Source organism: Wolbachia endosymbiont of Drosophila simulans wHa (assembly GCF_000376605.1).
In the GTDB taxonomy this organism is placed as follows: domain Bacteria; phylum Pseudomonadota; class Alphaproteobacteria; order Rickettsiales; family Anaplasmataceae; genus Wolbachia; species Wolbachia pipientis.
This window is the reverse complement of sequence record NC_021089.1, coordinates 729370-750021: the sequence shown is the minus strand read 5'-3', so window position 1 is coordinate 750021 and position 20652 is coordinate 729370. Positions and strand designations below refer to the sequence as shown.

Here is a 20652-nt window from a genome sequence, read left to right as displayed (position 1 = left end):
TCCTTAATATGTGTGTTCATAATTTGATTTTCCACGAAAGACATAATAGCAATAACCAGTATAAGTTAAAATGATTGGTAAAAGCGGTATTATAACAATGAGCATTAAAGATAAACTTGGCCCAGAAGCGGCTGCATCCAGAATGGTATATTGAAAAGGTATAATCCATGGGTAGATACTAATTCCTAAACCTAAATATCCCATAAAAAAAATAGCAATACTGAGAAAGAATGGACGGTACTCCCGTTTAGTATTCTGAAGATCAAACCACAGCATGAAAAATAGCCAAGATGTGAGTAATGGAATAGAAAATAAATAATAAAAATTTGGCATGCTAAACCAAAAGTTTTTAATACGTTCATTTAAAAATGGTGTCACTACACTCACTAGTCCCATGAAAATACCTACAAAACCAAGCGTATAAGAAGCAACCTTGCGTGCCCATTCTTGTGTTATATTTTCTGTCTTCATTATGAGCCATGTAGAACCTAAAAGTGCATATCCAAATATCACAGCAATGCCTGTCATTACACTAAAAGCACTTGCCCAATCAAATTGGCCACCAGAAAAGTTGCGTCCGTTTACTTCTACACCATGTATAAATGCACCTAAAATCATGCCTTGGCAAAATGCAGCACCAAGTGACCCAAAATGAAAGGCATAATCCCATAATCGCCTGTATTTTCCTTCTGCCTTAAAACGAAACTCAAAGGATACTCCGCGCACTATAAGGCCAAGCAGCATAATAATGATTGGAATATAAAAAGCAGGCATTAATATTGAATATGCAAGAGGAAAAGCAGCAAACAACCCTCCACCAACCAATACCAACCATGTTTCGTTTCCATCCCAAAATGGTGCAATTGAGCTTATCATGTGATCACGGCATTTATCTGACGGTGCAAAAGGAAGTAAAATACCAATACCTAAATCAAACCCATCCATTAAAATATACAGTAAAACAGCTATGGCAATTAGTAATCCCCAGATTAGGGGTAAATTAATTAAGGAAGAAAAATCAAACATGATTGTTGTCCTTTCCAGATGTACCAGCATCAATCACTGAAGCTACAATACCGTGTTTATAAAATTGCTCTTCTTCTTTAATGACAGGAATTCCTTTGTATATAAGTTTCAGAATATAGTAACTACCTGCTCCAAATATAAGGGTATACATAACGATAAATGCAATCAAAGACCATGCAACCTGAGGACCGGTAATCGCAGATGAAAATGATTCAATTGTGCGCATAATTCCATATACAGTGTAAGGTTGACGGCCAATTTCAGTAGTAAACCAACCTGCAAGTAACGCTATGAACCCAGACGGCATCATTGATATCCACCATCCATGTAAGAAACAACTTTGGAATAATTTGCCACGAAGATACTGTATAACACTTACTGACCCAATTATGATCATTAAAATTCCAACTCCAACCATTATACGGAAGGACCAGAATACCCATACTACAGGTGGTCTATCTTCTTTTTTCCATTCCTTTAATCCTTTTACTTCTCCTAAAAAATCATGTGTTAAGATCAAGCTGGCAAGATTAGGAATTTTTATCTCGTAGTGATTAATTTCATTTTGCTGATCCGGATAAGCAAATAAAAGTAAGCCAGCCCCTTTTTCGGTTTCCCATATACCTTCCATTGCAGCAATCTTAGCAGGTTGATGCTTTAGTGTATTTAATCCATGCCTATCTCCCATGAACAGCTGAAATGGTGCAGCTAAAGCTACCATAATGGTTGCCATACCAAGCATAATTCTTGCTTGAGGAGCATGTCGTTTTCTCCAAAGATAAAATGCTCCTACACCACCAACCACAAAAGCTGTTGTAAGATAGGCTGCTGTTACCATATGAATAAAGCGATAAGGGAAAGAAGGATTAAAAATAATCTCTAACCAATTGGTTGGATATAGGAGACCATTCTCACCAATCGTGAATCCAGCGGGTGTTTGCATCCAACTGTTGGCCGCAATAATCCAAAAAGCTGAAATAAGCGTTCCCACTGCAACAATGCAAGTAGAAGCAAAGTGCATACGAGAACTTACTCTATTCCATCCAAATAGCATAATACTCAAAAAAGATGCCTCCAGAAAAAAGGCTGTTAAAACCTCAAAGGAAAATAGAGGGCCGAGAACATTGGCTATGCGGTCAGAAAAAATCGACCAATTGGTACCAAGTTGATATGACATTACAACTCCAGATACCACTCCCATGCCAAAAGCAACGGCAAAAATCTTGATCCAGAATTTATAAACATCACGGAAACGTGTATCACCAGTCTTAAGCCAACACCATTCCAAAAAGGCTAGAAAACTTGCAAGCCCGATCGTGAAAGCAGGAAATATAATGTGAAAGCCTATTGTGAAGGCAAACTGAATTCGAGCTAATAATAAAGGATCAAATTTAAACATTTTACCTAATACCCATGTATTACAAATAATAGCCAAATCTGCCTATAATTCAATCCATTTTTTCACAAAATTGACCTTACCCAGAAAAAGTAGAGAGAAAGTTAAGACGTTTTTGTCATGAGAATAAATTGTGCAGGAATACAACTGTTCTCCCTTGTCATACCGTCACGGTATCTCTAGATCCCGCTAACACGTAGCGGAATGACGATTGTCAGGCCAGCGCCCCTATGATGTCATCCCAGTGCTCCTTTTTTTGTCATCCCAGTGTCAGCTACTCGGATGACATCATCCTTTTTTTGGGATTCCAGCGTCACGCGCTGGAATGACACCTTCCGTATAAACATTAAGAAATTTACCAAGCGGAGAAAAAGGCAAAAGAAGCCCCGTGGTTGGCTAATTACTTACATTATACTTTCAAGTATGGCGTTTTTTTATTCTAAACGTTTAATAACCGCGATTCAGCTACTTTTAAACCGCAACTAATCTAAATTATAAACGTTAAGAAATTTACTAAACAGAAAAAAAGGCAAAAGAAACCCTAGGGTAGCTAGTTATTCACTATCCATTTTTTAAGTTGGCGTTTTTTTATGTTTTAAACGCTTTATAAGCGCGTTTCAGCTTATGTAGGTAGAAATTTTATAAGACATAAGGTGCACATAGTGCAAAAAATTAAGCATGAGACGCCAGATACGTGAGTTTTTTTGTCATTTAATCTGTACAGAGAAGATAAATAAATAGCTTCAGTTTCATGATAAGGGGGTTGGCGAAGGGTGTCAAGTAACTTTTGCATTTAATCCATTTCTATGGCTTATATAATAATCGTTATTGTAGTATAATTTAGAATAATGCAATAGATACCTAAATGTTTTAGCTATTAATTATATGTTGCACAAAAGCATATATTGCCCTACCATCCAAGTAGGTTAGAAATAAAGAGGTTTTTATGAGTTTTACTTTACCTGGATTACCATATGATAAAACAGCTTTAGAGCCTTACATATCTGCAAAAACTTTAGACTTTCATTATGATAAGCATCATAAAGGGTATTTAAATAAACTCAACGAGCTGGTTGAAAATACGGATTATCAGCATGTGAAAATTGAGGGATTAATAACAGAAGTTCATGGTAATAGCAGCAACTTGCCTATATTTAATAACGCAGCACAAGTTTGGAACCACACTTTTTATTGGAACTCAATGAAAAAAAATGGTGGTGGTAAGCCTAAAGATAGTAGTCTTTTAGCAAAAAAAATTCAGGACGATATCGGTGGCTTTGATAAATTTTATGAAGAATTTTCGAGTCATGGAGTAAGCCAGTTTGGCAGTGGATGGGTATGGTTAGTGCTCGAAAAAGGTAGGTTAGGAAAGCTCAAAATCACCAAGACTCCAAATGCAGATTTGCCAATAATTTATGGCCAAGTGCCACTACTCACTATGGATGTGTGGGAGCACGCCTATTATTTAGATTGTCAAAACCGTAGAATTGACTACATAAAAGTTTTCCTTGATCATTTGATTAATTGGGATTTTGCAGAAGAGAACTTAGAAGAATATATGAGATGAATATACCCCGGGTAACAAAATTAGATAATGGTCTGCGCATAATAACTGAGCAGGTGCGTGATATTGATTCCGTAGCTTTAAGCATACGAGTTGGTGTTGGCAGTAGAGCAGAAAGTGCAAAGCAAAATGGAATATCCCATTTTTTAGAACACATGGCTTTCAAAGGGACGAAGACAAGAACTGCCTTTGAAATTGCAAAAGCTTTTGATGACATAGGTGGGGTTTTCAACGCCAGCACTGGTAGGGAAAGCACCACCTATTATGCAAAAGTCCTCAAGAAAGACATAAAAACTGGTATTGATATATTAATAGATATATTGATGAATTCCACGTTTCCAGAAGATGAATTGGAACGTGAGAAGGGTGTTGTAATACAAGAGATTTTTCAAACTAATGATTCACCAAGTGACATTATTTTCGACAAATATTTTGAGGCAGCTTATAAAGACCAACCATTTGGTAGGTCAATCTTAGGCACGCAAAATACTGTAAAATCTTTTACTCGAGGAGATCTAGATAATTACATAAATGAGCATTACTTTGGTGAGAATATGCTATTTGCCGTTGCAGGAAATGTTGAACATGAAGAAGTTGTTGCATTAACCAAAGATTTTCTCTCAAAGATTCATTCTAAAAAGCTGAAAAAAAGCCAAAATGCGAGCTGTACTGGTGGCGAGTATTTAGAACATCGTAAATTAGATCAGGTACACTTGCTAATTGGTCTACCTAGTGTTTCTCGCCATGACGATAAATATCACACGTTTCAAGTGCTTGATTCTATATTAGGGAGCGGAATGTCATCACGTTTATTCCAGGAAGTAAGGGAAAAGCAGGGATTAGCTTACTCTGTTTATTCATTTAATTCCAGCTATACTAATACAGGAATGTTTTCCATTTTTGCTGGTACAGACAGTAGTAACTTAGATAAGCTTTTAAAATCTATAACGACAGAGTTGAAGAAGTTGTCTACAGATGATCTGAAGGAAGAAGAAGTAAATAGAGTGAAAGAGCGAGTAAAATCCCAAATTTTAATGTCACGCGAAAGTGTTAGCTCACGTGCTGAAACATTGGGACACTACTACGGTAACTATAATAGGTACATCAGTAAAAATGAATTAATAGAAAAAATTAGTGCAGTTACCACTGCTAACGTAAAAAAAGCAGCAGAAGAATTGTTATCTCAGCATGAAAAAACCACTCTAGCTGCAATTGGAGAAATTGAATCATTACCAAGTTACGATAAAGTGGTTTCTATGCTTAAAGCTTAGCGCATTCTATTACATTAATTTGGCTACTTTACAATTGAAGCGGTGTGCTGTGAACTACACGCTTCTTTTATATTGCTTCTAGGAGGAGATGATGATACTTGACCTTGAGGTGTAGTGCTGCTTGCAGGATTCAAGTTTATATTTTTCTTTTGCTGAGGATAATTCCATGCTTCTTCACGAGTCTGAAATATAGGCTCCCCATCATTATAGTTTGAGTTTATATTTTCCTTTTGCGAACCAGCGTTCAATAATTTCGATATCTCTCGCCCTAGCTGATCACCTTTATAATTATTGTTAAGATCTTTGATTTTCTCCTCACCCAATTCCATTATTCGAATTAGAGAGGTATCAATAAAATCCGTTTTTATTTTGTCAATATCTATCGATTTATTACCATAAATCGTAATTTCACTTTTACCTTTTTCACTATTCACATCATAGCCTTGCTCTTTAACTCCTGTTATTACTTCCTTCTTTAATAATCTATGAATAGTATTTATTATTTTTTGACCACAATCTTGAAAAAAATCTCTGATTGTCTCAAATGCCTCTAATAAGGAGATGGTTTCAGTATGTGCGTATTTTTTACCTAGTGGTGGCTCTTCAGCATTCTGGTGTATAGATTCTATTTGCTGAGGGTCAAGCATCATTGCATGACGTTTTGAGCGTGTTGGTTGTGCTTTGGATGATGACATGTCTTTAATATCTTGTTTTTTACTCTCATCATCAACAACCACACCATCACTTGATTTCCTTTTTTTAGTAGGTAATGATGGTGGCTCCTCATTATTCTGGGATACTGCATTTAAATTCTTAAGTTTAGGAGGTAATTGTGGTGGCTTTTCTTCAGGTGATTGTCTCTGAGTGTCTTGAAGATTTTGGTATATAGGTTCTTCTTTCCTTAAATTTTCATAAATTGGTTCTTGTACCAAGTTAGCATTGACAAACTCCTGTACTCTTTCTAGATAACCAACATTTTTGTCCTCTTTAGGTACTTGAACGCCTTCAAATTTAATATTGTTTATATCTTCAACACTCAGCCCATTTTCTTTAAGCCATCCCCCTCTTTTGCTCATTGATGCAACAAACTCATTAATCTTTTGAATATTTTTTACATCATCATCAACTAGCATGACAGTTTTTGGCAACTCACCGTGTTTATTCTTATACTTCACAATTGCCTCACAGATGTGCAAATTCTTTCCGACTTGACTTTGTTGTTCTCTAACATCTAACTCTTGCAACTGATTATCATAATCTCCTGGAAACCCACCAAATACAGAAATGCTACCTGTTTGTTCTTCAAATAAACCCAAGTGATCCTTTACAACCTCTTTTACAGCATCCGGATATTTTGTATATGATGCAATATTAACTTCTATTCCACTTGAAAGTGCAGATTGCAGTACAGATTTTAACCCCTCTTTATTTTTTATTCCGTCTGTATTTTCTAGAAAATTTTTTATGTCGTTATCAGTTGCTGCATTATTTTGAGTAGAATTAAAGTCACTTTTGCTTAACCTAGAAAGAGCATTGTGCATGTGCCCATTAGTAATAGTATTATCAAAGTCAAATATTAATGGAACATTATTTTTTATATTCATATCTTTATCTCTAACATTTACAAATTCAAGACAAAGGCTAACATTAATAGATTAATTATTTATTATAGCACTTCTGAAGGAAAAATAATAAAAGGAAGAGTTAACAGAATAGACTTCTTGCATAACCCAAACTAAGTAGAAAAAAGGTATAGCTATACCGCCGCGGTATCTCTAGATCCCGCTGGGATGACGATTGTCGTTTAGCCATAAATATTAAGGAATTTACCAAATGAAAAAAAAGGCAAAAGAAGCCCCGTGGTGGTTAGCTATTCACTATGTACTAAAATATCGGCGTTTTTTTTATTCTAAAACGCTTGATTAAGAGCGATTTAGCTGCTTTTAACTTGCAACTAACCTACACCGCAAGTGTTTAAGAAATTTACCAAGCAGGAAAAAAGGCAAAGAAACCCTAGGGTAGCTAGTATTCAAATTCTCCCTTGTCAATTTGACGTTTTTTGCTGTCTTAAACGCTTTGTAAGCGCGTTTCGGCTTATATAGGTAAAAACCCAGAAATTTTTAAGGACATGCGATGCACGTAGTGCGAAAAATTAAACATGAGACGCCAAATACCCTAAGTTTTTTGTCATTAACCTGCACAGATTGCGAAGATAAATAAATAGCTTCAGTACCATGATAAGGGGGCTGGAGGAGTTTGTCAAGTAAGTTTTTTCGTTTCTATTTCCAATAAAAGTTCGTTATATGGTTATGCAAGAAGTCTAATGAAGAAAAGACTTAAAGAGAGGCCAAATCAAAGTGCAATGGTATTTCACTAATCCAATTATTTTTCTCCTGATCTAGCCTATCATCTAATATTGCCTGCCTTATTGATGCCATTAACTTATTCATAAAGAAAATATTATGAATGGTAACGAGCGTGTAAGCCAGGAGCTCTTTAGCTTTCAGTAAATGGTGTATATAAGCTCTTGAATGTTTTCTGCAGGTAAAACATAAACAGTCACTTTCAATTGGGTTATCGTCCAGCTCGAATTGTTGATTTCGCAAATTGATATGCTCTTTGCACTTTGAAGAAATAGAATCTCTATTTTTTACTTTAATCAGCGCACCACCATGCCTTGCTAAACGGGTTGGATGCACGCAATCAAACGTATCAATTCCAAGACTAACTCCGCGAAAGATGTCCACAATTCCACCAATACCAAGCAAATGAGTAGGCCTGTCTTTTTTCAAGTGGTCCATAGTGAAAGAAACTACATCGTACATCTGCTCTTTACTTTGACCAAGTGATCCACCTATTGCTTGACCGAAAAATGGTAAATTGTTGATAAAATCACAACTTTCTCTACGCAGATCGTGATATATTCCGCCTTGACTAATTCCATACAGTGCCTGCTTGCCATTATTGTTTTTTTCAAATTCATTTAAAGAACGTTCAGCCCATCTGTGGCTCATGAGCATTGATTTTGCTGTGTATTCTTTGCTTACGTGAAATGGAGTGCATTCATCTAAAACTAGGATTAAATCTGCACCTAATTTCTGTTGAATTTGTACAGATTTTTCAGGAGTTAAGCAATAAATTTTACCATTAATGTAAGAACGGAAAATTGCCCCATCCTCATTAATTTTGATCAAAGTTTTTTGTTTTTTTCTTATTCCTTTTATCTCTTCCGAAACTGATCCGTGGCCTAAGCTAAATATCTGATATCCACCTGAGTCAGTTAGCATTGGCCCATTCCATCCTATCATCTTGCGCAAACCACCAAGTTTTGCAACAGTATTCTCTCCTGGTTGAAGCATTAGGTGATAGGTGTTGGAAAGTATGATTTGGGTACCAGCTTCACTTATTCTTTCAATATCTGCAGCTTTAATTGCAGCTTTTGTTGCGCAGAATATAAAAGCGGGGGTTTCTACGCTTCCATTTGGAGTTTTAATTGTTCCAACTCTTGCAGAACCTGATTGCTTGATTCTCTTGAATGAAAATTCTTCTTTCATCTATTTGCCTGAAAGTTCTGTTATGATGTTTTCTACTTTCTCAGGAGTAAGATTTTCATAGAAGTCATTATTGATCTGCACAACGGGAGCATTAACGCATGCACCTAGGCATTCAACTTCTTTTAAAGTGAACAAATTATCTTTAGTAGTCTCACCGATATTGATTCCAAGTTTTTTTTTAAAGGTATTTAAAACTTCTTCACTATTGCACAACCAGCAAGGAGTTGTTCTACAAATTTGTATTAGATATTTGCCTACTGGTTTTAAATTATACATGGTGTAAAAATTTGCCACTTCATATACACGAATATGTGGAATATGCAGCATATCAGCAACATAACGCATAGCAGATTCAGAAACCCATCCGCATTGCTCTTGAACCAGATATAGTAAAGGCATAACAGCACTACCTTCTCTACCTTTGGGATACATCTCTATAAACTTTCCCGCTTTCTTGAGGTTTTCTGATGTAAAACTAAACTGCTCTTCTTTTTCTATCATTCATGAGACTCGTGTAAACTTTAACAGATTATACCTGTAGAACCAATGATTGCAATTGTTGGTTTTTTGAGAAATAGCATAAAGCTTCTTAGCCCTCTTCAAGCTTATATTTACCTTTTAGTATAAAATATTATATTAATTTTTTAATTTTAGTTAAAATTTTCATTGACATTAACACACAGGAGTAATCATAATAGCATTTTATTAATATTTTAAATAAAATTATGTCTATATTAAGAAGATTGCTCGGGATCAACTCAAATACACCGGAAATTAAAGAAGCGATAGGTTTTAATCCAACAAACGTAGAATTAATTGAGGGGAATGGAGTTGCTTACGGACTCAGCTATCAAGATAATGGTAATGGGAGCAGTAAAGTAAAATTACTTATTAGTCCATTATATCAATCAAAAACATACGAATGTGGTACAAATATCAGCGTAGCAAATGAATTCAAAGATCAATTATCTCTCACATTAATAGAAGATTCAGCTGAAATAGATAAAGTTGGAGTTATCTTTCCTGAAGAAGGAATTAGCGAAGAAGGAGAAAAATGCGTTAAAGGCTTATCTTTTAACACTTACGGAATTAAACAATCAGTTAATACTCCTTCAGTTGAACATTTAGATAAAAGAAAATTACAAAAGAATATTGATAATAATAGTCTTGCAAATGTGGGCAATAGTTACTTTCAACCAAGAGCAGTGAAAGTTGGTAATGGTGACGTAATTGTAATCGCCCATAACTTAAAGGATCAAACTTTAGTTTCTTGGTACTTAAAGTCAAGCGAGAGCGGAAAATTTAAGGTATTGACTGGAGAAAAAGGTGTTACAGAAAGAAAATTGTTCAATTTTGATAATCAGGGGCAATTGGCATTAAATGGAAACACGATGCTTTATTCGCAAGTGAGCAAAAGGATTACTAAGGAAAATCAAGAGGTGAGAAAAACACGTATTTTTAAATTTGATATGGCTAAAGTGATTCAGGGTCTGAAGGATGGAGTTAATGGCTTTTTACTTGGTAATCGAAAAGGTCAAATAGATAATAAAGCACTATCTCTTTCTAGAGAACATGAAATAAGCTTTTTGCAGTATGTTGAACAAACGGAAGGAAATGATCTAGTTGCTTTTCTTGAAAATGACCAATCAGCTAATGAGCAGAGGTTACATATAGCAACTCTACTTAAAAATGGATCAGTGTCAGATTTTCCTATCTATCAATTTACAGATCCTATAGAGCAATTATATATTAAGGGCAACGGTCAGGGTGGTTTTATCGTAACTGCGGTAAGTGGAGAAAATATTGTAACTTTTAATCAAAACGGCTCTGGAAAATCTTCTGAAGCAACAATAATACCGGCAAATAGCATCAAAACTCTCAGTGATTTTGTTAATATCATTAACGGTCGATTAACGCCAGATATTATTTCTAGTAGTACCGTGGCTCCTATAACTGTTGCAGAAACGGTTGTGACTTCTAAGAAAACGCCGACTGCTGCAATTACTAGCACAGCAGAAACCGACGCTGTGAAGACTACTAAATTGACAACGGAAGCCGTTGCACCTACTTCTACAATAAGTAAACCTTCAACGGAGTCAACGACAGTAGCAAAAACAACTACTACTTCACAAGCGACCACGGTTGCTACAACGTCAACTAGTGTGCCGATAGTAACTTCAGGGACTGAGACAAGTACTGTAAAACCTACAGCAGCGACTGGTGCGTCGACTTCTACGATGAGTAAACCTTCAACAGAGTCAACGACTCAAACAAGCACAGTAACAGTGGAACCAACTGCGCCAACAACAAGCTCAGAGAAAACTACACAAACAGTATTTAGTATACCAAGTACTAGAACAAAAGAGTCAACAACTCCTATATTCACCACGACTTTACTTCCTCAGTCTACTTCTTCACCACAACCTACTCAACTTGCTATAGGGTCTAATAAGGCAGGAATGATAGGGGGATCTTTGGTTGGAGCAATAGGTATTGTTGGAATTATAGGATTCATAGCATATAGATATGTTAAGGGTCGTAATGCTGCTTCTGTATTAGAACTAACTGATTTGGGTTATAGAAGGCGATCATCTTCAAGTAGCGATGAAGAAATTTTTACCACTGGTAACAGAATGCGAACTATATATCAATCTGAAACAGTGCTAAATAGTATATCAGTAGAAAGTAGTAGTCGATCAAGAAGTAGCTCATCGTCTTCAAGCGGTGGACCAGGCTCTTGACTAACTGAAGCGAAGTCTAAAAGTGAAAAAAGCTTATCTTGGGATAGTGATGATGTGCCGGAATATCACCTTTAGCTATTTGTCTAAATGTTTTTAATATGTAGACTGTTAGGAAATTGTCTTTTGCTTTTGTGATTTTCATGTTAAAGTATAATTCCTAGGTGAAATAAGTAGCTGCTGTTGTGTGATAAACATAGCAGAGGAAAGTCCGGGCTCCAAGGAAAAATAGTGACGGGTAATGCCCGCCGGAGGTAACTCCAGTTATAGGGCTACAGAAAATTACCGCCTAAAATATTTTTAGGTAAGGGTGAAAAGGTGTGGTAAGAGCACACCATGGCAATGGCAACATTGGTAGTCGAGTAACCAACACTAGGAGCAAGATTAAATAGAAGTAGATTTTATGTTTTCCTCATATCTACTCGGGTAAATCGCATGCGGTAAATGGTAACATTTACTCCAGATAAATAGCTACATAAACAGAACTCGGCTTATATTTCACCTAGGCGTTCACATGATACGTGCGATATAAGCCATGCTATATTTAAATGTGTAGGCATTTCATGCGTTGTCCTTCACTTGTTCTGCTTGATAGCCATCACTACTTTCGCCTACATTAACATTAGAATATTCATCATCATCAATATACTCTTTCAGAACATACCCTCTGCCCCAAACGGTTTCTATGTGGCTTTTTCCATCATTTGCACTTTCAAGTTTCTTACGTAATTTGCACATAAAAACATCAACTATCTTGTTATCTGAAGGTTCATCTAAGCCATTGTAAAGATGATTTAAGAACATTTCTTTTGTTAATACTGTTCCTTTACGCAGTGCTAGCAATTCTATCATAGAATACTCTTTATTAGTAAGGTGAACCGTTTTACCTTTCACCTCAACAATCCTGTGATCAAAATTGATATTTATATTACCAATCTTTATCACCGATTCAGGATGGCCTTTAGTACGACGCACTATGGCCTTAATTCGAGCTAATAACTCACTTTTATGAAATGGTTTGGTTAAGTAATCATCGGCACCATACCCGAGTCCTTTAGCTTTGTGATTGACAGCGGATATACATGAAAGTATTAAGACAGGAACTTTGATTTTTGCACTTCTTAGTCTTAGCAATATATCATATCCGTCAATATCACCAGGCAAGTGTATATCTAAAATAACTAGGTCATAGTAATCTCCGTTTGAGGAAACCATATTATTGTTATAATCTTGTGCAGAAGTAACAACGTCACAGAAATGTCCATCAGAAGTTAAGGCGTTAACCACAGTCTTTGCACTTACTTGATCATCTTCAATTAATAATATACGCATATTTTACACCCCATAAATAATTTATAATTTTAGTAATATATATAACTAAGGAAAGTAATAAATCAAATTTTTATTAACAAATGATCAAAATTACACTTATTAATTAATAGTAAATATATTGTTCCAAAGTTATATAAATAGATCTAAAATATAATAGACATACCATGATAGTAATAATATTTTTAGTAAATATTGAATTAAAGTTACTATTATTAAAAGAATACTTCGGTTAATAAATATTTAACTATTCTATATGTCTGTGTTATATTTTTAATTTACTTATCCTACTATTTTAAAGTATAAGTAATATTTTCAGGAATATTGTGTGGCAATATCAATTTTAGGTGCTGGTGCATGGGGTACAGCAATCGCAATTTCATTAGGTAGTAAGAAAGATGTGATTTTGTGGACTCGCAATGAAACTACATTTGAATCAATCAACGGGAAAAGAGAAAGTGACAAGCTACCCGGTTGTCGAATTTCTGATAATGTGTCAGTAAAATTGGCTATTGAAGACACAATTAATGCTTCAGTAACAATCCTCGCTGTTCCCACTCAGTCTCTGAGGAAGGTATGTCAGCAATTGCATAATTGTAATCTGAAAAAAGATGTAGCAATAATTTTAGCTTGTAAGGGAATAGAAAAGTCTACATTAAAATTACCTAGTGAAATAGTAAATGAAATTTTACCTAACAATCCTATTGCTATTTTTTCAGGTCCTAGCTTTGCTGTAGAAGTTGCAAGAAAATTACCCTATTCAATGGTTCTTGCATGCCAAAATAACACATTAGGTTCAAAGCTAGTATCAGAGCTGCAACAAGAAAATGTTAAATTGGAGTTTAGTAACGACATTATAGGAGTACAGATTTGTGCAGCGTTAAAGAACGTTTTTGCTATAGCGTGTGGGATTGTTCTAGGTAGTAAACTTGGGTTTAATGCTCATGCAGCATTGATTACGAAAAGTATGAGCGAAATTAAGGCTTTATACTCAGCAAAAATTGGTGACGGTAGTGTGGATATAAATACACTACTTGGGCCAGCATGTCTGGGTGACCTAATTATGACATGCACATCCTTGAATTCAAGAAACTTATCTTTTGGGTTTAAAATAGGTAATAGTGATAATGGCTTTAATGTTCAGCAGATTTTGTCAGAAGGCAAGTCAGTGATTGAAGGTTTTAGCACTGCTGAGTCCATATTTAATTTAGCAGGAAAGCTAAAGATAAAAATGCCTATATGTGAAGCGGTCTATAGATTATTGTATGAAAGCGCCTCTATAGAGGATACTATTTCTGTTCTTATAAGTTAATTTTGTATTTGGATATATTGTGAAATTTTTATATAAATTAATATCAACGTGGTGGCTGTCTGGAACAGTAAAAAAAATGCCAGGTACTGTGGGTAGTTTGGCTTCTTTTCCGCTTGTTCCTGTAATCCTGAGCAACAAAATTTTAGGTGCAGCAATTATTTCTTTTTTATTCTTAATTGGATTATGGTCTACAGGTAATTATATAAAACATTACAAGACTTCATGTGATCCAAAAGAGGTAGTAATTGACGAAGTGGTTGGTCAATTGCTGACGATACTTTTAGTTTCGATATTGTTAAGCCAAGAGATGAATTATTCTTCATTGTTGTTGTGCTTTTTTTCTTTTAGGTTTTTTGATATAATAAAAACGTGGCCTATAAATTTAATCGATAAAAATACCAAAGGTCCTTTAGGTATTATGCTAGATGACGTTATAGCTGCAATTTTAGCCTGTGTTCTTATAGGAGCCTTTTATTGTTGGTGTATGCAGGATAAAAAAATTTATTATTCAAGCTTAATTGTTCAAAATCTAAAGGATTATATACTGTACACAGCGAATTTATCTGAGTGGGAAGTACACGATGAATTTGATAACATCATATTTACAATAAATGGTACCAGGGAGTCATTATTTAATTTTGTGTTCTGTGGAGATCAATGTACCGAGCTTTCTATACAAAAAACTCTAGATTATCTCAGAACAAGAGATATAGAAGCAACATGGGTAATAAATTCACATATGAAAATAAGAGATATTTTAGAAAAGTGTGAAATAAAACACGTTAGCACACCAAAAAAAGCTTTACTTAATATGAAAAATTACTTTTTACCTGCTGATGTTATTCCAAACTTGAGGTTAAATGCTGTGAATGGTAGCAACCTCTTAGAACAGTTAGATCTACACACTTCTAAAATTTTTTATCATGGCGTTGGAATTGTCAGCACATTTTTTCGCGGATTATCAAATTATGATGATAAGAACTCAAGATTAAGATTTTTTCTTGTAACACTAAATAATGAAATTATTGGGACATGCAGTCTTTATGTTCAAGATAGCGTAGCTGGTTTTTATAGTGATGGAGTTTTACCAATTTACAGGAATCGTGGAATAGGTACCCAAATGGTTTTAGAAAGAATAAAGATAGCTAAACAGCTTGAATGCAAATATATAGTAGCACATTGTATGAAATCTTCTGTGAACCTTTATAAGAGATTGGGCTTTCAAATGTTAGGCAATCTTTACTTATATACCTCTTCAGCATAATTCTGAGCGGTTACAAATTTTTACATTTGTTTTAAAAGTGCTATGTTTTTTTTGTATGAAGTGGTTTTAATATTGATTCTAATATTATTCTTTCTCTCTTATTCTAAATTAAAAATTAGTAATAAGATTAAGAACTTACAGCATCAAAATGTTATCATAAATAATTTGATTGATACTGTGAATGATGGGTTTTATATTTGGGATGCAAAAAAACGTATAGAAAAGTTCTCTCCCAATTTACTAATTTTGCTTAATACTGTTTTTTACTCATTTAATGAGTTTGTGAATTTTTTTGAGCAATCAGAAAGCTTAATCAAAAATTTTGTTGAGGCAAAGGAAATAAATAAATCTTTTACTCTAGATTTAAAGTCAAAAGACAGTGAGGTTTATTGCATATGTTACGGTAGAAGCATAATAGATGATTCTAACAATGTGATAGGTGTGCTGTTATGGATAAGGAATGTCTCAGACTGTAAGATAAAGGCTAACGGACTTGAGTTAGAAAATAGTAAGCTTACACAGGAAGTGGAGAGCTATAAAAACGTTTTCAACTCTTTACCATTTCCAATACTAAGATATAACAAGAGTAGAAAGGTGGAATTTTATAACTTGTTTTATGATAAATATGTAGATGGTTCTAAGAAATTTGCTATTACCGGTAGCGCTCATAGCACAAAACCAGGAAGACATGTCATAACTTATAAGAACGAACCTAAGGTTTTCGATTTTGTTAAAATTCCAATACAAGGTTCTGGTAGCATAGTAATGTATGGGAAAGATGTTAGTGATGCAGAGAAATTATATACTGAATTAAACAGTTATTTAGCTACACAGAAAAATTTGCTTGAGAGGTTACCGGTTGCTATAGTAATATATAGTAAGAATCAAAAGCTAAAATTTTATAATAATGCTTTTATAAAAACCTTTCAATTTGACCCAAAATTTTTGGCATCTTACCCAACTTATCACGAAGTTATGCTTTACCTCTTCGAATCTAAAAAGCTTTTAGAAAAAGAGGATTTTCAAACTATTAGTAACCAAAGACATGAGTTGTTCAAAAAATTATTTGAATCGTACGATGATACGATGCACTTCACAAACGGAAAAGCGTTCAGGGTATTAACAATACCCTACGCTTCGGAAGGTTTGCTGTTCTCTTACGAAGAATGCAAAAGATAATACTTAAACTCCTTCTCTCTCTACCATGAGCTGTTTTACTTTCGCTATTGCTCTTGCTGGATTAAGTCCTTTAGGACAAGTTTTTGTGCAATTCATTATTGTATGACAACGATACAACTTGAATGGGTCGTTTAAAACATCAAGTCTTTCACCTGTCTTATTATCACGGCTGTCAGCAATCCATCTGTAAGCTTGTAATAGTATTGCTGGTCCTAAAAATTTATCACTATTCCACCAGTAGCTTGGGCAACCAGTCGAACAGCAAGCACATAATATACAGTCGGACAAGCCATCTAATTTTTTTCTATCTTCAGAAGATTGAGAGTATTCTTTATTTGGTAGGGCAGGCTTATCTGCTTGTAACCAAGGTTTAATTGATTTGTATTGCTCATAAAATTGGCTCAAATCCGAGACTAGGTCCTTTATTACATACATGTGAGGTAATGGATATATTTTTACGTCACCTTTTATATCATGTATAGATCTAGTACATGCAAGAGTATTGGTTCCGTCAATATTCATGGCACAAGATCCACATATGCCTTCTCTACAAGAACGTCTGAAAGTTAAAGTCGAATCTATTTCATCCTTTATTTTTATTAATGCATCAAGTACCATAGGGCCACAACTATCCATATCAATAAAAAATGTGTCTATTCTAGGGTTTTTCTCGTCATCAGCAGACCAACGGTAAATTTGAAATCTTCTGATGTTTTTTGCTCTAGCAGGAATAGGATAAATTTTGCCCTTTTGATTAATTTTAGAATTCTTTGGCAAAGAAAACTGAACCATATCACTTACCTTTTATTGTTTATAGCTAAAACCCTTTGTAGATAACATATTTTATTATCATCTACTATATTTTTATTAAATTCCTTTTAAATCGCACACATATTGTAGCCAAGCGAAGCTAAAATCTCTCTTTCTAGATTTTTCATTATAATTTCTTCATCTTTTTTTTGGTGATCATAACCAAGTAAATGCAGTAATCCATGCACTAACATGTGTGCAATGTGAGCAAGAATGGGTATATAATACTCATGCGATTCTCTTTTTATTGTGTCTATTGAAATTGCTATGTCTCCTAAATCGCACTCATTAGACAATTGTTCATACGGAAATGATAGTACGTTAGTTGGCTTATCCATTTCTCTAAATTTTAAATTAAGTTGATGTAGCAAGTCATCATCAGCCAGAGCTATTGATATATTTGGTTTATAGTGGTCTATTTTTAATTCTTTTAGAGAAGCATTGATGACACCTAATACAAAATTTTTAGGATTTTCTATAATGCTGCACCATTTCTTGTCAAGAATATTTACTTCTAACATGAGTGACACATCAGTAAGGGTGTCATGCAAATAGCTGACACTGGAATCCAAAAAAGAAGAGTTATAGACCCTTGTGTCATGTACACAACTGTACGAATATTGTACACTAGAAGGATGTCATCCCAGTGTCTAGGCACTGGGATCCAGGAATTTTGATTAGACATCAAGTTAGTGAATATAAAAGTAGCTAATCTTATATTAAAACACAACGGCTTTAATGTGGTTGCATTAAGGCTGGATTCCAGTGTCAAGAACTGGAATGACACCTTTGTGTTTGATGCAAAATCGGCTATAACGTTTAATGCACTGCCTTCGAGACAAATATTCATACAGCTGTGCGTTGTGTGCTGAGATGACATCATTTAGGAACTGAAATGACAGGTATTACACATCACTCATCCTTATTATTTCATTCCATTCAATTTCCGAAACTGGGGCAATTGATAAACGTGGTTGTTTTAATATAGTCATATTTTTCAAAAGTGGGTTTTGTTTTATATTATTTAACGTTACTTGGTTATTTAAAGGTTTCAAAAACTTTACATTCACTAATCCGAACTTGGGATCATTAACATGATAATACTCTTTAAATACTTCAACGATTCCAAGTATTGCTTTCTCTTTACCTGTATGATAAAAAAACGCAAGATCGCTTGCTTTCATAATTTTCATGTAATTTTGAGCTTGATAATTGCGCACACCATCCCACTCAACTACCTGCTCCTTTTCCATTTTTTGCCATGAGTATTCACTTGGCTCTGACTTAAGTAGCCAAAATTGCATTATTTTTTTCTTCTTAAGTAAGCTGGTATATCATAGATATTGCTGCCCCACTTAGCTCCTTCGCTTACCTGTTCAGCTGGTTTTGTTTCCAGTGTTTTGTCTTGTGTACTTTCACTTTGACTATATGGCCACTTAAATTTCTCTTTCTCTGAGTCTTCGCTCTGACTTATAGGTGAAGTTTCTGATTTATTATTGCGACCATCAATGCCAGTTGCAAGAACAGAAACTCTAACTCTTCCCTCCATCGCTTGATCAAAAGTAGCACCAAATATTATATTTGCATTTTCATCTACTTCTTCACGCACTCTATTGGCTGCAGCATCAACTTCAAACAGAGTCATATCTCCGCCACCAGTAATGTTAATTAATATTCCTTGCGCACCTTTCATTGATACATTATCAAGCAATGGATTAGATATTGCAGCCTCTGCAGCACTAATTGCTCTATCTTCTCCTTCTGCCTCTCCGGTGCCGATCATCGCTTTGCCCATCTCGCTCATTACTGTTTCTATATCAGCGAAGTCAAGATTGATAAGCCCTGGCATGACCATCAAGTCAGTTACTCCTCTGATGCCAATGTGCAGAACATTATCAGCAAGTTTAAATGCATCAGAAAATGTAGTTTTTTCATTTGCAATTCTAAATAAATTCTGATTTGGAATGACAATAAGTGTATCCACGTATTTTTGCAGTTCTTCAAGTCCAAGCTCTGCAATGCGCATACGGCGCACACCTTCAAAACCGAACGGTTTAGTTACAACTCCAACAGTCAATATCTTTTTTTCTTTTGGCGCTCTATCCTTAACTGCGGCTCTTGCTTCTCTGGCTGCTTTTGCAATTACCGGTGCTGCACCGGTTCCAGTACCACCGCCCATTCCTGCTGTGATGAAAAGCATATGACTATCTTTTATATGCTCCATAATCTCATCAATTGACTCTTCTGCTGCACCTTTGCCAACATCAGGCAAAGCACCAGCACCAAGCCCCTTAGTTAAATTAATGCCAAGCTGAATTTTTTTATCACATAACGACTTTTCTAGTGCTTGAGCATCGGTATTTGCGACAACAAAATTCACTCCTTGCAAATTAGATTGGATCATGTTATTCACAGCATTTCCACCAGCACCACCCACTCCCACAACGGTAATCCTTGGGTGCAATATAGGTAACTCCGGCAGACTAAGATCAATAGACATTTAAATTACTCAAATTTAGCGAATTCACTTGATAATAAGTTACCGCTTTTTTAATAATATGCAAATACTTTTCACTTCTATAGGCGTAAACAGTAAACGGGATTTACTTATTCTTAACATTTATACTAATAAGTGCCGTTAATTATAATAACTAGATTCTTAGATGACATCACTTAACCGATGCAAAAAATAGAAAACGTTTATAAAAAGGGACAGAAATCTATCCCTTTTTATTTTGTTAAAGATTATTAGCTTCCTTATCTTTCTCTTCCCCTTTCAATGCTTCAACCGCAACATCTTTTAATTTTGAGGCAATTTGATATGTTCCATAAAGAACAGCAGCTGCAGCAATTGCCATTATGGCACCCGCAACTATCTGACCAGCAACACCTGTTCCGATAAATCCAGGTAATGAAGCAGCTATTGCTTGATTTGTTCCAACAAAGTAACTGGCAGTCTTAGCAAGAAACCCAGAAGCTTCTGCTGCACTAACAAAGCCTGCTTTCATATGCATTGCTGTAAAGACAACACTTGCAACTGCAAGCGGAAATAATGCTGTTCTCCCTTTATTATGCATAGCGTACTGACCAGCTCCACCAGCAGCACCAGGAATTCCCCAGTATTTTTCAGCTCGTATATATCCTTCTGAAATAGCATGAAAAATGCCATCCCCTTTTCTATACTCATAATTTGTTAATGCCATAACTCT

General features: G+C 35.1%; 18 protein-coding genes, 1 other RNA gene and 1 pseudogene. 9 read left to right on the top strand and 11 right to left on the bottom strand.

Going from position 1 to position 20652, the window contains the following annotated elements; genetic code table 11:
* Nucleotides 1-3: 3 nt before the first annotated feature.
* Nucleotides 4-1026 carry a cytochrome d ubiquinol oxidase subunit II gene (cydB, locus tag WHA_RS03370; RefSeq protein ID WP_015589177.1) on the bottom strand — a complete coding sequence of 341 codons (1023 nt, stop codon included), beginning with the start codon at nt 1024-1026 and terminating at the stop codon, nt 4-6.
* Nucleotides 1019-2425: a cytochrome ubiquinol oxidase subunit I gene (locus WHA_RS03365; RefSeq protein WP_015589176.1), complete on the bottom strand. Its 1407-nt coding sequence runs from the start codon at nt 2423-2425 to the stop codon at nt 1019-1021. The genes cydB and WHA_RS03365 overlap by 8 nt, the downstream gene beginning before the upstream one ends.
* 943 nt (nt 2426-3368) lie before the next feature.
* On the opposite strand from WHA_RS03365, the gene WHA_RS03360 reads away from it, so the two are divergent.
* Entirely contained in the window at nt 3369-3989 is a 621-nt protein-coding gene (locus WHA_RS03360; RefSeq protein WP_015589175.1) for a superoxide dismutase, read from the top strand.
* Entirely contained in the window at nt 3986-5257 is a 1272-nt protein-coding gene (locus tag WHA_RS03355; protein ID WP_010962800.1) for a M16 family metallopeptidase, read from the top strand. The genes WHA_RS03360 and WHA_RS03355 overlap by 4 nt, the downstream gene beginning before the upstream one ends.
* 23 nt (nt 5258-5280) lie before the next feature.
* On the opposite strand, the gene WHA_RS03350 is transcribed toward WHA_RS03355, so the two are convergent.
* The 3 genes from WHA_RS03350 to nuoE form a co-directional block, all read right to left on the bottom strand.
* Complete coding sequence (locus tag WHA_RS03350) at nt 5281-6861, bottom strand: hypothetical protein (RefSeq protein WP_015589174.1); 1581 nt, start codon at nt 6859-6861, stop codon at nt 5281-5283.
* A gap of 732 nt (nt 6862-7593) precedes the next feature.
* Nucleotides 7594-8811, bottom strand: a complete 1218-nt coding sequence (tgt, locus tag WHA_RS03345) for a tRNA guanosine(34) transglycosylase Tgt (RefSeq protein ID WP_015589173.1) — start codon at nt 8809-8811, stop codon at nt 7594-7596.
* Complete coding sequence (gene nuoE, locus WHA_RS03340) at nt 8812-9312, bottom strand: NADH-quinone oxidoreductase subunit NuoE (protein ID WP_010962799.1); 501 nt, start codon at nt 9310-9312, stop codon at nt 8812-8814.
* Nucleotides 9313-9536: 224 nt separating this feature from the next.
* Here nuoE and WHA_RS03335 point away from each other — a divergent pair, with 224 nt between their 5' ends.
* Together WHA_RS03335 and rnpB are read left to right on the top strand one after the other, a co-directional pair.
* Nucleotides 9537-11552: a hypothetical protein gene (locus tag WHA_RS03335; protein ID WP_015589172.1), complete on the top strand. Its 2016-nt coding sequence runs from the start codon at nt 9537-9539 to the stop codon at nt 11550-11552.
* A 157-nt stretch (nt 11553-11709) separates the two neighbouring features.
* Nucleotides 11710-12059: RNase P RNA component class A (gene rnpB / locus WHA_RS06075), an RNA gene on the top strand.
* 51 nt (nt 12060-12110) lie between these two features.
* On the opposite strand, the gene WHA_RS03330 is transcribed toward rnpB, so the two are convergent.
* Nucleotides 12111-12881 (bottom strand): response regulator transcription factor, encoded by a 771-nt coding sequence (locus WHA_RS03330; RefSeq protein WP_006280099.1) that lies wholly within the window; start codon nt 12879-12881, stop codon nt 12111-12113.
* A 325-nt stretch (nt 12882-13206) separates the two neighbouring features.
* Between WHA_RS03330 and WHA_RS03325 the strand changes: the two genes are divergently transcribed.
* The 4 genes and pseudogenes from WHA_RS03325 (at nt 13207) to WHA_RS03310 (ending at nt 16633) form a co-directional block, all read left to right on the top strand.
* Nucleotides 13207-14190, top strand: coding sequence for an NAD(P)H-dependent glycerol-3-phosphate dehydrogenase (locus WHA_RS03325; protein WP_006280098.1), 984 nt, complete (start codon nt 13207-13209; stop codon nt 14188-14190).
* A gap of 19 nt (nt 14191-14209) precedes the next feature.
* Nucleotides 14210-14668, top strand: a pseudogene (locus WHA_RS03320) (phosphatidylglycerophosphatase A family protein); the annotation flags it as partial.
* A gap of 6 nt (nt 14669-14674) precedes the next feature.
* Complete coding sequence (locus WHA_RS03315) at nt 14675-15454, top strand: GNAT family N-acetyltransferase (protein WP_041573600.1); 780 nt, start codon at nt 14675-14677, stop codon at nt 15452-15454.
* A gap of 42 nt (nt 15455-15496) precedes the next feature.
* Entirely contained in the window at nt 15497-16633 is a 1137-nt protein-coding gene (locus WHA_RS03310; protein WP_010962793.1) for a hypothetical protein, read from the top strand.
* 3 nt (nt 16634-16636) lie between these two features.
* On the opposite strand, the gene WHA_RS03305 is transcribed toward WHA_RS03310, so the two are convergent.
* Both WHA_RS03305 and ybeY read right to left on the bottom strand, forming a co-directional pair.
* Nucleotides 16637-17425 carry a succinate dehydrogenase iron-sulfur subunit gene (locus WHA_RS03305; protein ID WP_010082472.1) on the bottom strand — a complete coding sequence of 263 codons (789 nt, stop codon included), beginning with the start codon at nt 17423-17425 and terminating at the stop codon, nt 16637-16639.
* Between the two features lie 86 nt (nt 17426-17511).
* Entirely contained in the window at nt 17512-17964 is a 453-nt protein-coding gene (gene ybeY / locus WHA_RS03300; RefSeq protein ID WP_010082473.1) for an rRNA maturation RNase YbeY, read from the bottom strand.
* Nucleotides 17965-17988: 24 nt separating this feature from the next.
* On the opposite strand from ybeY, the gene WHA_RS07250 reads away from it, so the two are divergent.
* The gene (locus WHA_RS07250; RefSeq protein ID WP_255322244.1) at nt 17989-18120 is read left to right on the top strand and encodes a hypothetical protein; all 132 of its coding nucleotides are present in this window, start codon (nt 17989-17991) and stop codon (nt 18118-18120) included.
* A gap of 228 nt (nt 18121-18348) precedes the next feature.
* Here the strand turns inward: WHA_RS07250 and WHA_RS03295 are convergent, their stop codons facing one another.
* From WHA_RS03295 to WHA_RS03285, 3 genes are all read right to left on the bottom strand, one after another.
* The gene (locus tag WHA_RS03295) at nt 18349-18747 is read right to left on the bottom strand and encodes an EVE domain-containing protein (protein ID WP_007549395.1); all 399 of its coding nucleotides are present in this window, start codon (nt 18745-18747) and stop codon (nt 18349-18351) included.
* Nucleotides 18747-19943 (bottom strand): cell division protein FtsZ, encoded by a 1197-nt coding sequence (ftsZ, locus tag WHA_RS03290; RefSeq protein ID WP_010962790.1) that lies wholly within the window; start codon nt 19941-19943, stop codon nt 18747-18749. The genes WHA_RS03295 and ftsZ overlap by 1 nt, the downstream gene beginning before the upstream one ends.
* A 238-nt stretch (nt 19944-20181) precedes the next feature.
* Nucleotides 20182-20646: a hypothetical protein gene (locus WHA_RS03285; RefSeq protein WP_015589170.1), complete on the bottom strand. Its 465-nt coding sequence runs from the start codon at nt 20644-20646 to the stop codon at nt 20182-20184.
* Between the last annotated feature and the right edge of the window lie 6 nt (nt 20647-20652).